General features: G+C 71.3%; 13 protein-coding genes. 9 read left to right on the forward strand and 4 right to left on the reverse strand.

Going from position 1 to position 12,520, the window contains the following annotated elements:
• Positions 1-17: 17 nt before the first annotated feature.
• Together ABZ848_RS16490 and ABZ848_RS16495 are read left to right on the forward strand one after the other, a co-directional pair.
• The gene (locus tag ABZ848_RS16490; protein ID WP_360831713.1) at positions 18-884 is read left to right on the forward strand and encodes an intradiol ring-cleavage dioxygenase; all 867 of its coding nucleotides are present in this window, start codon (positions 18-20) and stop codon (positions 882-884) included.
• Positions 884-1,960: a maleylacetate reductase gene (locus ABZ848_RS16495; protein ID WP_360831715.1), complete on the forward strand. Its 1,077-nt coding sequence runs from the start codon at positions 884-886 to the stop codon at positions 1,958-1,960. The genes ABZ848_RS16490 and ABZ848_RS16495 overlap by 1 nt, the downstream gene beginning before the upstream one ends.
• A gap of 84 nt (positions 1,961-2,044) precedes the next feature.
• Here the strand turns inward: ABZ848_RS16495 and ABZ848_RS16500 are convergent, their stop codons facing one another.
• From ABZ848_RS16500 to ABZ848_RS16510, 3 genes are all read right to left on the reverse strand, one after another.
• Positions 2,045-3,520 (reverse strand): MFS transporter, encoded by a 1,476-nt coding sequence (locus tag ABZ848_RS16500; protein ID WP_360831717.1) that lies wholly within the window; start codon positions 3,518-3,520, stop codon positions 2,045-2,047.
• 83 nt (positions 3,521-3,603) lie between these two features.
• Positions 3,604-4,779 carry a sensor histidine kinase gene (locus ABZ848_RS16505; protein WP_360831720.1) on the reverse strand — a complete coding sequence of 392 codons (1,176 nt, stop codon included), beginning with the start codon at positions 4,777-4,779 and terminating at the stop codon, positions 3,604-3,606.
• A 126-nt stretch (positions 4,780-4,905) separates the two neighbouring features.
• Positions 4,906-5,940: a zinc-binding dehydrogenase gene (locus ABZ848_RS16510; protein WP_360831723.1), complete on the reverse strand. Its 1,035-nt coding sequence runs from the start codon at positions 5,938-5,940 to the stop codon at positions 4,906-4,908.
• 261 nt (positions 5,941-6,201) lie between these two features.
• On the opposite strand from ABZ848_RS16510, the gene ABZ848_RS16515 reads away from it, so the two are divergent.
• Positions 6,202-6,705 (forward strand): MarR family transcriptional regulator, encoded by a 504-nt coding sequence (locus ABZ848_RS16515; protein WP_360831728.1) that lies wholly within the window; start codon positions 6,202-6,204, stop codon positions 6,703-6,705.
• A 10-nt stretch (positions 6,706-6,715) separates the two neighbouring features.
• On the opposite strand, the gene ABZ848_RS16520 is transcribed toward ABZ848_RS16515, so the two are convergent.
• Positions 6,716-7,492 (reverse strand): hypothetical protein, encoded by a 777-nt coding sequence (locus tag ABZ848_RS16520; RefSeq protein WP_360831731.1) that lies wholly within the window; start codon positions 7,490-7,492, stop codon positions 6,716-6,718.
• Positions 7,493-7,612: 120 nt separating this feature from the next.
• Here ABZ848_RS16520 and ABZ848_RS16525 point away from each other — a divergent pair, with 120 nt between their 5' ends.
• The 6 genes from ABZ848_RS16525 (at position 7,613) to ABZ848_RS16550 (ending at position 12,513) form a co-directional block, all read left to right on the forward strand.
• Positions 7,613-8,062 (forward strand): Lrp/AsnC family transcriptional regulator, encoded by a 450-nt coding sequence (locus tag ABZ848_RS16525; RefSeq protein ID WP_360831734.1) that lies wholly within the window; start codon positions 7,613-7,615, stop codon positions 8,060-8,062.
• 106 nt (positions 8,063-8,168) lie between these two features.
• Complete coding sequence (locus ABZ848_RS16530; protein WP_360831737.1) at positions 8,169-8,819, forward strand: GntR family transcriptional regulator; 651 nt, start codon at positions 8,169-8,171, stop codon at positions 8,817-8,819.
• 184 nt (positions 8,820-9,003) lie between these two features.
• The gene (locus ABZ848_RS16535) at positions 9,004-9,756 is read left to right on the forward strand and encodes a PIG-L deacetylase family protein (RefSeq protein ID WP_360831740.1); all 753 of its coding nucleotides are present in this window, start codon (positions 9,004-9,006) and stop codon (positions 9,754-9,756) included.
• Positions 9,753-10,457, forward strand: a complete 705-nt coding sequence (locus ABZ848_RS16540; protein WP_360831743.1) for a 4-carboxy-4-hydroxy-2-oxoadipate aldolase/oxaloacetate decarboxylase — start codon at positions 9,753-9,755, stop codon at positions 10,455-10,457. Before ABZ848_RS16535 ends, ABZ848_RS16540 begins: the two co-directional genes overlap by 4 nt.
• A 32-nt stretch (positions 10,458-10,489) precedes the next feature.
• Positions 10,490-11,566, forward strand: coding sequence for a 4-oxalomesaconate tautomerase (locus ABZ848_RS16545; RefSeq protein WP_360831964.1), 1,077 nt, complete (start codon positions 10,490-10,492; stop codon positions 11,564-11,566).
• Positions 11,563-12,513: a catechol 2,3-dioxygenase gene (locus ABZ848_RS16550; RefSeq protein ID WP_360831746.1), complete on the forward strand. Its 951-nt coding sequence runs from the start codon at positions 11,563-11,565 to the stop codon at positions 12,511-12,513. The genes ABZ848_RS16545 and ABZ848_RS16550 overlap by 4 nt, the downstream gene beginning before the upstream one ends.
• Positions 12,514-12,520 lie beyond the last annotated feature (7 nt).

Here is a 12,520-nt window from a genome sequence, read left to right on the forward strand (position 1 = left end):
CCCGGGAAGGAGCCGACATGACCACGGACGCCACGGACACGACGGTCACCGAAGAGGCCGTGAGCAGCCTGGCCGGCACCACCGACCCGCGCCTGCGCGAGCTGCTCACCGGTCTGATCCGCCATCTGCACGCCTTCGTCCGCGAGACCCGGCTCACCCAGCAGGAGTGGGAGCGGGCGGTCGGCTTCCTCACCGCGACCGGACAGACCTGCACGGACACTCGCCAGGAGTTCATCCTCCTGTCGGACGTGCTCGGCCTGTCGATGCTCGTCGAGACGATCAACGGCGACCGGGCCCCCGGCGCCACCGAGTCGACGGTCCTGGGCCCCTTCCACATGACCGAGTCCCCGGTCCGTGAACTCGGCGCGGACATCGACCTGGTGGGCGGCGGCGAACCCTGCGTGGTCAGCGGCCGGGTGCTGTCCCGGGACGGAACCCCCTTGCCGGGCGCGGAAGTCGACGTGTGGCAGGCCGACGGCAACGGCTTCTACGACGTCCAGCGCCCCGACGTGCAGCCGCCGGGCAACGGACGCGGACTGTTCACAGCAGACGCCGACGGCCGCTTCTGGTTCCGCACCTGCGTGCCGAGCCCGTACCCCATCCCGACGGACGGCCCGGTCGGCGACCTGCTCAGGGCCACCGGCCGACACCCCTACCGCCCGGCCCACATCCACTTCATCGCCTCGGCGGCAGGGCATGTGCCGGTCACCACGCACATCTTCGTCGCGGGCAGCGACTACCTCGACTCGGACGCCGTGTTCGCGGTCAAGCAGAGCCTGGTGCAGGACTTCGCCGAGACCGACGACCCGTCCCTGGCACGGGAGTTCGGCGTCCGGAACCCGTTCCGGCACGCCCGCTTCGACCTCGTACTGGAGCGCTCGTGATGGACGTCCTCGACTTCTCGTACGAGTCCCATCCCGTCCGGGTCGTCTTCCGCGCCGGCGCCGCCACCACCGCGACCGCGGGTGAGGCGGCCGGCCTGGGGCTGCGCCGGGTGCTGGTGGTCTGCGGCAGCCATGGCGCGGCCACCGCGCGGGCGGTCGCCGACTCGCTGGGGCCCGCCTGCGCGGGCCTGCACGACGGGGCCCGGATGCACGTTCCCGTCGAGGTCGCCGACCGTGCCGTCGCGGCGGCCCGCGCGGCCGGTGCCGACGGCTGCGTGGCGGTCGGCGGCGGCTCCTCGATCGGCCTCGGCAAGGCGATCGCCCTGCGCACCGGCCTCCCGCTGATCGCCGTGCCCTCCACCTACTCCGGCTCGGAGATGACCCCGGTGTGGGGCCTGACCGAGCACGGCGCCAAACGCACCGGCCGCGACCCCGTGGTCCTGCCGCGGGCGGTCGTCTACGACCCCGAACTCACCCTCTCGCTGCCCGTGCCGCTCTCCGTCACCAGCGGCATCAACGCGATCGCCCACGCCGCCGAGGCGCTCTACGCCCCCGACACCTCGCCCCTGACCGCCCTGATGGCGGCGGAGGGCGTACGGGCCATGGCGACCGCCCTGCCCGCGCTGGCCGAGGCCCCGGACTCCCTGCCGGCCCGCGGCCGCGCCCTCTACGGCGCCTGGCTGTGCGGGTCCTGCCTGGGCGCCACCACCATGGGCCTGCACCACAAGCTCTGCCACGTCCTCGGCGGTACCTTCGGCCTCCCGCACGCCGAGACCCACACCGTGGTCCTGCCCTACGCCCTCGCCCACAACGCCCCCGCGGCCCCGGATGCCATGGCAACCCTCGCCCACGCCCTGGACACCACGGACGCCCCCCGCGCCCTGCGGGACCTGGCCGCCCGCCTCGGCGCCCCGCGCTCCCTGGCCGAACTCGGCCTGAAGGAGACCGACTTGCCCCAGGCCGCCACCGAGACAGCGGGCCAGGCGTACGCCAACCCCCGCGCGGTCACGGCGGAGGGGGCGCTGGCGGTCCTGCGGGCGGCGTACGAGGGCGGGGAGCCGGAGTTCCCCGCCTAGCTAGCCTGTTGCTCCGGAAACGCCGGACGGCCGCCGTCCCGCCGGAGCGGAACGACGGCCGTCCGTGCGGCGCTTGACCGGGCGTCAGGCCTTGGCGGTGACCGCCTCGGGCTGCTCGTCCGCCTCGGTCTCCGCCGCGGCCGGGGTCTGCCGGCGCGGGATGAAGGAGGCGACCAGGAAGGCCAGCAGGGCGGCTCCGGCGCCGATGGCCATGACCACCTTGAAGCCGTTCTCCGAGGGCAGCGCGTGACCGCCGAAGTCGGTGGTCATCTGGGCCAGGATGACACCGGCCAGGGCGCTGGCGAAGCTGGTGCCGAGGGAGCGCATCAGGGTGTTGAGGCTGTTCGCGGCGCCCGTCTGCGAGGGGTCGACCGCGCCCATGATCAGGGCCGGCAGCGCGCCGTAGGTGAAGCCGACGCCGGCGCCGATGATGCAGGACACCAGGATCAGGTGCCAGACCTCGCTCATCAGCACGATGTTCAGGGCGTAACCGGAGGCCACGATCAGCGCGCCGATCAGCAGGGTGACCTTCGGGCCCTTGGCCTGGGTGACCTTCGCGGACGCGGCGGACATCACCATCATGACCAGGCCCTGCGGGGCGAGCACCAGGCCGACGGTCAGCATGGACTTGCCGAGGCCGTAGCCGGTCTGGGTGGGCAGCTGGAGCAGCTGCGGCAGCACCAGGGACATCGCGAACATCGAGAAGCCGAGGGCGACCGAGGCGAGGTTGGTGAACAGCACCTGCGGCTTGGCGGTCGTACGCAGGTCGACCAGCGGCTGCCTGGCCTTCAGCTCCCAGAAGCCCCAGCCGAGCAGGATCACGACCGCGGCGGCACCCAGCCCGAGTGTGGCGCCGGAGGTCCAGCCCCAGTCACCGCCCTTGGAGACGGCGAGCAGCAGCGAGACCAGACCGGCGGACAGGCCGAGCGCGCCGGCCAGGTCGAAACGGCCACCGGTGCGCACCTTGGACTCGGGCACGATCATCAGCACCAGCGCGAAGGCGACAGCACCCAGCGCGGCCGAGGTCCAGAACAGGATGTGCCAGTCCCACTTGTCGGCGATGAACGCGGCGGCCGGCAGACCCAGCGCACCACCCACACCCAGCGAGGCACTCATCAGCGCGGTGGACTGGGCCAGCCGCTCGGCCGGCAGCGCGTCCCGCATGATGCTGATGCCGAGCGGCACCACGGCGGCCGCGAGGCCCTGCAGCGTACGGCCGATGATCATCGGCACGAGCGAGTCGGCGAGGGCGCAGACCACGGAGCCGGAGACCAGCAGCACGATGCTGACCAGCAGCATCCGCCGCTTGCCGATCATGTCGCCGAGGCGTCCGACGACCGGCGTGGCCACGGCGGCCGCGAGCAGGGTGGCGGTGACGGCCCAGGCGGTGTTCGAGGCCGAGGCGTGCAGCAGGGTCGGCAGCTCCGGGACGATCGGGATGACCAGGGTCTGCATCAGCGAGACGACGATTCCGGCCAGGGCCAGCACCGCCACCACGGCGTTCGGCTTCGGCGGGGCGGCTGTCCCCGCGTCGGCGGGTCGGGTCAGGGCGTCGGACATGGCGGGGCCTCCGGCAAGGGGTTCATTGCTTGACTTACGCAAGTATAAGCAGGATTGATTGACTTAAGCAAGTGGAGTTGGTCTCAGGTGAGGGGCAGCTCGGTGACGACCTCGAAGCCGCCCCGGGGCAGCGGCCCCACGTACAGCCGGCCGCCCGCCGAACGGGCCCGCTCACGCATGCCCAGCACGCCGTACCCGCCGCCCGGGGGAGCGGGGGCGACCGGCGCCCCCGTGCCCTCGTTGGCGACCGTGACCGCGAGAGTGTCGTCGGAGTAGACGAGCCGCACCTCGGCCTCGCGGGCGGCGGCGTGCTTGGTGACGTTGGTGAGGGCTTCCTGGACGATCCGGTACGCCGTGAGATCCGCACCGGCGGAGAGCGGACCAGGCTCACCTTCCGTGGTGACCCTGACGGCGAGCCCGGCGTTCTCGAACGAGGCGGCCAGCTCCGGCAGCCGGGCCAGACCGGGCGTCGGCTCCAGCGGCTTCTCCGCGTCACCGCTGTGCCGCAACAGCCCCACGGTGGACTTGAGTTCACGCAGCGCCGAGGCCGTGGTCCCGCTCAGATCACCGGCGATCCGCGCGGCCTCCGCGGGCCGCCCCGGCAACTCCCGTGCGACGGCACCGGCCTGGAGGTTGGCCAGCACCAGATGGTGCGCCACGACGTCGTGCAGATCGCGGGCGATCCGCATGCGCTCCTCCGTCACCCGCCGCCGCGCCTCCTCCTCCCGGGTCCGCTCCGCGTGCTCGGCTCGCGCCTGCACGGCGTCGAGGTAGGCGGCGCGCAGCCGGGTCACCGTGCCGAGCGAGGTCGGCAGCAGCAACCAGGCGGCGGGACCGAGCAGTTTGAGCACCAGGGGTTCGCCCGAGGGGCCGGAGAGCAGCCCCGTGCCGACGAGCACTGCGATGCCGGCGAGGGCGAAGGTGTTGGCGGTCCTGCGGTCGGTGCCGACGGCCAGCGAGTACAGCGCGACCATGAGCGGCCCGAGCAGCAGAACGGTGAGGAGATACCCGAGCGCGGAGGCGACGGTGGCACAGCAGAGGGTGACGAGCACCGTGCCCCGAGGCCGCCCCCGCCGCCACAGAAGGGCGAGACAGGAAACACCGCCCAGCAGCACACCGGGCCACCAGGAAACCCCGAGCTCCTGACCGGGAAGGGCGACCAGACTGCCGGGAAAGGAACAGGTGAAGAGCGCGGCGGCGACAAGACCGTCAACGGGCCGGGGCCGGGTACGAGGCGGACGTATCAGATGGTCGATCATGGAAGTGGGGTTCCTGTCAGAAACGCCGTGAGGGAAGCGCCTCAGGGGCGCGGGGAACTGCGCGACCAGCCACGACGAACCCGCAGCCGCCCGACGATCCACCACGCCCCACACTGAATAGGCTGCCTAGTCGAAGGTGACGACGACCTTCTCCGCGGCCCCCGGCGTCATCGCGAGCTCGAACGCCCGCCCGGCTTCCGCGAACGGCACCCGATGGCTGATCAGCTTCGCGAACCGCTCGTGGTGCTCCACGATCTCCGGCGTGACCTCGAAGATCTCCGTCGGATACCCCTGAGAGGCGACCAGCGTCAGCTCACTCCGCAGCATCCCGCCGAGATCGATGTCGGCCCCCTTCTTCTGCACGGCGACCATCACCAGCTTGGCGCCCCACTTGGCCGCGTCCACGGTCGCGTTGAACACGGCGGCGACCCCGGCCGCGTCGATGTAGATGTCGGTCCCGGCCCGCGGCTGCCCGAGCGCGTTCGTCGCCTCGCCGTGCAGCTCGGTCAGCCGCGCGGTGACGTCCTCGGTGGCGGAGTTGATGACGGCGTCCGCCCCCACCGCCAGCGCGGTCTCCAGCCGTTCGGGAATGACGTCCGCGACGACCACGTGCTCCACGCCCCGCAGCTTCAGCCAGATCGTCGCGCCGAGCCCGATCGGGCCGGCACCGAAGACGACCACCTTGTCGGACGGCTTGGCCTCGGACCGGTTGACGCAGTGCCGCGCGACGGCCATCGGCTCGTTCAGCGAGGCCACGTCGAAGGGCACGGTGTCCGGGAAGACCGCGACGGTCTTGCCGATCTCCGCGTTCTCCAGCAGCAGGTACTCGGTCATCGCACCGTGCTCGCCACCGCACCCGATGATCCCGGAGGGCACGCCCTGCGGGTTGACCACCACCCGATCCCCGACCTTCAGCTCGGTGACCTCGGCGCCCACCTCCACGATCTCGCCGGCCGGCTCGTGGCCCAGCGGAATGGACCGCATCGCCCCGTCCGCACCGGCCGGCATCCCGCCGATGTGCAGGAAGAACGTGTCGGTGCCGCAGATTCCGCACGCGCGCATCTTCATCAGCACGTCCTTCGGCCCCGGTACGGGACGTTCGACGTCGACCACGTCGATCTCGTTCTTGGCGCCGGTCTTGACGGACTTCATCGTGGCCATTGGAAGGGCTCGCTTTCTGGAAGTGCGGGAGTGGGGGTGTCACCGGGTCCGGCGCCGGAAGGGGGGAGTGCTCCGGTCTGCCGGACCCGGTGACCGCGCCGTTCCCGTCCCCACGGAACCGGCGCTCAGGGGCCGCCTCCGCTCAGGTGCGGCCCGGTCTGTGCGGGCTTGCTTGACTTAGGCAAGCACAGTGGCATTACTTAAGTCAAGCAACCATCTCCATATTGCTTAAGTTAGGCAAGTAGATTTAGGCTGGTGCGCATGCCCGCACAACGATCAGTCTCGGCTACCGTTCCGGCGAACGTGACCGACATCGAGCAGGCGCTCACGCGTGTCACCTACCTGGCCGGACGGGCCCGGCAGCATGAGCGTCTGATGGCCCTGGCCGGGCTGCCGCTCGACCGGGCCGCCGTCGCCATCCTGCGGCACATCGCCGAGAGCGAGCCGATGCGCCCCGGTGTGCTGGCCGTCCGTCTCTCGGTGGAGGCCTCCCATGTCACCCGCCAGCTGCGGCAGCTGGAGCAGGGCGGCTATGTGATCCGCATCGCCGACCCGGACGACCGGCGGGCCCAGCGGGTCCAGCTCACGGACGTCGGCATGACGGCGGTCGAGCGCATCCGCGAGGTGAGCCGCCGGGGCCTCGCGATGGCGCTGGCCGAGTGGTCCGAGGGTGACCTGGAGCAACTCGCCGCGCTCTTCCACCGGTTGGTCGACGACTTCGTCGCCCACGCGGAGGATCCGCTGCCGGCCTTGCCGACCGGCTGACGGTGACGGTTCAAGGGGCCTGAGTCACCGGGCGGAGCAGGGGGAGTCGCGTGAGCGGCTGGGTCGCCGCCAGTGCGGCCAGGGCGAGCAGGAAGGCGGGGGCCGGGCCGAGCGGGACCAGGGTGGCGCCGAGCGCCAGCAGGAAGCAGAGCGTCCCGGTCGTGGCGCTCAGCGCCCCTCGCATCAGGTCGGTCGCGACGGGTGCGCCCGCCGAGCGGTGCAGTGCCGTGCCCATGATGGCCAGCAGGATCGGCAGCGCCGAGAGCATGCCGCCGACGAAGGAGCCGAGGGTGCGGGCGGCGGTCACGGCGGTGAGGACCAGCGCGGTCGCCATCGCCATCCGCAGCGGTATCTCCCAGGCCCGCGACCGGCTCGGCGGCCGGTGTCCCGGGTCGCCGGGCGGGCAGGTCACCAGGCCGACGAGGATCACGGCCGCGGTGAGGCCGGCGGTCAGCAGGACGCTGCCGAGCAGCGCGCCGACCAGACCGGCCGTGGCCGCGCCCGCCAGGGCGAGCGGCAGCGTCCAGGCCGGCCGCAGGGTCCGGGCGAAGCGCGCGTAGGCCAGGCCGAAGCACGCCACGACCAGGGTTCCCGTCACACAGCCGTGCACGGCGCGCGCGGCGGTTCGGGGGCCGTAGGTGGAGCACATCAGCAGCAGGAAGGGCCCCGTGCTCGTCGGCGCTCCGATCAGCAGGCCGCCCCTGTGCGGTCCGAGCCGACGGGCGGCGACGGAGACGAGCAGTACGAGACAGGGGGCCAGGGCGACCCTGAGCAGCAGGATTTCCATGCTTGCGATGCTTGCAGCGAGAACGCCGATTTTGGCTCGGAGTTCTCGGTGCTTAGGGCTCTGTAGCCGAGCTAATCTCGGTGAATCATGCGTTACGCCGATGATCTGTAATCTGAGGGCATGGATCGTATCGATCGCGAGCTCCTCTCGTTCCTTCTCCAGGACGGCCGGGCGACCTACCAGGAGCTGGGTCGGCATGTGCGGCTGTCCGCGAACACGGTCGCCGACCGGGTACGTCGCCTCAGGTCGACCGGAGTGATCCGCGGATACCGCGCCGACCTGAACCTGGAGGCGTTCGGGCGCGGAATGCAGATGATCAGCGACATTCGCCTGGGTGAGCGGATGGACCGCAAGGCCTTCGAAGTGCGGTTGAACGACGTGCCGCAGGTGGTCGGTGCCATGAGGCTCACCGGCGACTACGACTTCCAGCTGCGGATGAGCTGTGTCGACGCGCGCGAGTTCGAGGCGGTCATCGACCGGCTGAAGAGCGAGCTGGGGGTGCGGGAACTGCGCAGCCGGCTGGTGCTGCACGAGGTGCCGCTGGGGGTCGACCGGATCCTCGGCGTATGACCCGGTCCGGCAATCGACCCGACCCGGCAATACGGCGGACAAAATTGTTGACAATCTTGTTTGGCTAGATTTAGGTTCGACAGGCACTCACTCAGGGAGGGCAGCGATGCCGAAAGAAGCCCGTCCGAGCACCGGGGAGCAGGCCAAACAGCATGCGCTCGCGCAGCTGCGGCAGGCGATCCTGCACGGCGAGATGGCACCGGCACAGCGGCTGGTGGAGAACGAGCTCGCCGAGCAGTTCGGTGTGACACGGGCCAGCATCCGGGCGGCACTCATCGATCTGGAGGCCCAGGGCCTCGTCGAGCGGATCCGCAACCGCGGCTCGCGGGTGCGGGTGGTGACCGTCGAGGAGGCGGTCGCCATCACCGAGTGCCGCATGGTCCTCGAAGGGCTGTGCGCGGCCAAGGCCGCCGCCCTGGCCAGCGACGAGCAGCTCGCCGAGCTGACCGAGCTGGGCACGGCGATGACCAAGGCCGTGGCCGACGGTGAGCCGGTGACCTACTCCGAGCTCAACCAGGAACTGCACGCCAAGGTGCGCGAGTTCTCCGGCCAGCAGACGGCCGTGGACCTGCTGGAGCGGCTCAACGCCCAACTGGTGCGCCACCGCTTCCAGTTGGCGCTTCGGCCGGGACGCCCGCAGCACTCCCTGAACGAACATCTGGCGATGATCGAGGCGATCAGGGCCAGGGACCCGCAGGCGGCCGAGGCGGCCGTCCGCGCCCACCTCACCAGCGTGATCGAGGCGCTCCGCGACTGACGCGACGCGCACCGGACGCGGGGGAGGCGGGCGTCCACCTGTCACCAAGGCGAGCGAGCCGAAGGGGTGCGCCGGTGGCGAGGCCGCGAGCGCGCGGAGGCCCGAAGGGCTGAGCACGGTCGTGGCCTCGCCACCGGCTGACGCACCCCGGAGGGGAGCCGCCCATGAATTGGGAGATTTCAGCATGACCCAGGCCAACGCGCCCGCCACCCCACCGCGTTCCACCCTCGTGGTCACCGCCCACGCCGGGGACTTCGTGTGGCGGGCGGGTGGTGCCATCGCCCTGGCCGCCTCCCGCGGCGAGAAGGTCACCATCGCCTGTCTGACCTTCGGCGAGCGCGGCGAGTCCGCCAAGGCATGGCGCGAGGGCAAGAAGCTGGAGGAGATCAAGGCGATACGCCGGGAGGAGGCGGAGAAGGCCGCCGCAGCTCTCGGCGCCGAGGTCCGCTTCTTCGACGCCGGCGACTACCCGCTGATCGCCACCGCCGAGCTGACCGACCAGCTCGTCGCCGTCTACCGCGAGACCCAGCCGGACGTCGTGCTCACCCACCCCGTCGAGGACCCGTACAACGGCGACCACCCGGCCGCCAACCGCATGGCCCTGGAGGCCCGCATCCTCGCCCAGGCCATCGGCTACCCCGGCGACGGCGACATCATCGGCGCCCCGCCCGTCTTCTACTTCGAGCCCCACCAGCCCGAGATGAGCGGCTTCAGGCCCGAGGTGCTGCTCGACATCACCGAGGTCTGGGACACGAAGCGCAAGGCCATGGAGTGCCTGGGCGCCCAGCAGCACCTGTGGGCCTACTACACGGACCTCGCCGTCCGCCGCGGCGTCCAGCTCAAGCGGAACGCCGGCCCGAACCTGGGCCTCGCGCACAACACCATGGCCGAGGCGTTCATGCGGCCCTTCCCGCAGATCGCGAAGGAGCTGGCATGAGCGGCGTGATCGTCACCAACCCGCCGAAGGCGGAGGCCAAGGACGTCGAGGCGCTCGCCGGGTTCGGCGTGGCGACCGTGAGCGAGGCGATGGGCCGCACCGGCCTGCTGGGGCCGGAGATCCGTCCCGTCCAGCAGGGGGTACGAGTAGCAGGTACCGCCGTCACCGTGCTGAGCTGGCCCGGTGACAACCTCATGATCCACGCGGCCGTGGAGCAGTGCGGCGAGGGCGACATCCTGGTCGTCACCACCACCTCGCCCTGCACGGACGGCCTGTTCGGCGAGCTGTTCGCGACCGCGCTGAAGCAGCGCGGGGTGCGCGGTGTCGTCCTCAACACCGGCATCCGCGACACCCAGGAGCTGCGCGACATGGGCTTCGCCGCCTGGTCCCGCGCCGTATCCGCGCAGGGCACGGTCAAGGCGACCGGTGGTTCGGTCAACGTGCCGATCGCGATCGACGGCCAGGTGATCCGCCCCGGCGACGTGATCCTCGCCGACGACGACGGCGTCGTGGTCGTACCGCGTGAGCGTGCCCGTGAGGCGGCCGAGAAGTCCGAGGCCCGCGAGGCCAAGGAGGCCGCCACCCGCGCCGCCTTCATCGACGGCCAACTCGGCCTGGACCGCTACGGGTTGCGGGACAAGCTCAAGGAGCTCGGCGTCGAGTACCGGACCTACGAGGAACACTCGGGGGAGTCGTCGTGACCCGCGGGCCGGAGGAGGTGCGCTGCCTGCTGATGCGCGGCGGCACCTCCAAGGGCGCCTACTTCCTCGCCGGCGACCTGCCCGCCGAACCCGCCCTGCGCGACGACCTGTTGCTGCGGATCATGGGCAGCCCGGACGAGCGGCAGATCGACGGCCTGGGCGGCGCGCACCCGCTCACCAGCAAGGTCGCCGTGGTGTCACCCTCGGACGATCCGCGCGCCGACGTCGACTACCTCTTCCTCCAAGTGGTCGTCGACCGGCCCGAGGTGAGCGACCGTCAGAACTGCGGGAACATCCTCGCCGGCATCGGCCCGTTCGCCGTCGAGCGCGGACTGGTCCCGGCGGGGGAGGAGGAGACCTCCGTCCGTATCCGCATGGTCAACTCCGGCGACTACGCGACCGCGACCTTCCCGACCCCGGGCGGCCGCGTCGACTACACGGGAGACGCCGAGATCTCGGGCGTGCCCGGGACGGCCGCGCCCGTCGTCATCGAATTCCCTGCCGGGGCAGGGCAGTTGCTGCCCACCGGCAGGGTCCGTGACGAGATCGCCGGAGTGTCCGTCACCTGCGTGGACAACGGCATGCCGACCGTCCTCATCGCGGCCGCCTCCCTCAAGGTCACCGGCTACGAGACGCCCAAGGACCTGGAGGAGGACGTCGTGCTCGCCGACCGGCTGCACGAGATCCGCCTGGAGGCGGGCCGGCTGATGGGCCTCGGCGACGTCTCCGACGCCACCGTGCCCAAGCTGACACTGCTCGCCCCGCCCCGGGACGGGGGAGCGGTCACCACCCGCACCTTCATCCCGGTCCGCTGCCACACCTCCATCGGTGTGCTCGGCGCGGCCAGCGTGGCCGCCGGGCTCAGGATCGAGGGCGGCGTCGGCGCGGAGCTGGCCGAGACCGACGGCAGCGGCGACCGTGTCCGCATCGAACACCCCACGGGCTTCCTGGACATAGAGAGCAGCCTCGGATCGACCCCCGACGGCCTCCCCTCCGCCCGCCGCACCGCCGTGGTCCGCACGGCCCGCAAGATCTTCGACGGCACCGTCTTCCCGCGGTCCGCCGAGACGGCACCGATCCCCCCGCAACCCCAAGGAGGTCACCGATGACTCCGCCGCTCGGCGACATCGCCCACATCGGCCACGCCCAGCTCTTCACCCCGGACCTGGATGCCAGCGTCGCCTTCTTCACCGACTACCTCGGCCTCACGGTCAACGGCCAGGACGGCGACACGGTCTATCTGCGGACCTTCGACGACTACGAGCACCACAGCCTGGTCCTCACCGCCCGCGAACAGCCCGGCCTCGGCAGGCTCGCCCTGCGCACCTCCAGCGAGGACGCGCTGCACCGCCGTGTCAAGGCGATCGAGGAGTCGGGCGGCTCCGGCAAGTGGGTCGAGGACGAACCCGGCCTCGGCAGGCTGTACTTGACCACCGACCCGGACGGCCACGAGCACGCCCTGTACTGGGAGAGCGAGCACTACCGGGCCCCCGAGGAGCTCAGGCCCGCGCTCAAGAACCAGCCACAGGCCAAGCCCAACAGGGGAGTTGGGGTGCGCCGCCTGGATCACATCAACTTCCTCGCGGCGGACGTGCTGGCCAACGCCGAGTTCCAGGAACAGGTGCTGGGAGCCAGGCCGACCGAGCAGATCCGGCTCGACTCGGGCCGGATCGCGGCGCGTTGGCTGACGTACACGAACAAGTCGTACGACGTCGTCTACACCGAGGACTGGACCGGCTCCGAAGGCAGGCTGCACCACATCGCCTTCGCGACCGACACCCGCGAGGACATCCTGCGCGCCGCCGATCTCGCCATCGACAGCGGGGTGTTCATCGAGACGGGCCCGCACAAGCACGCCATCCAGCAGACGTTCTTCCTGTACGTCTACGAACCCGGCGGCAACCGGATCGAGCTGTGCAACCCGCTCACCCGGCTCGTGCTGGCGCCGGACTGGCCGCTGATCACCTGGACCGAGGAGGAGCGGAAGAAGGGGCAGGCCTGGGGCCTGAAGACCATCGAGTCGTTCCACACGCACGGGACGCCGCCGGTCGGCTGAACCGGCA

It is taken from the genome of Streptomyces sp. NPDC047081 (assembly GCF_040643775.1).
GTDB lineage: Bacteria > Actinomycetota > Actinomycetes > Streptomycetales > Streptomycetaceae > Streptomyces.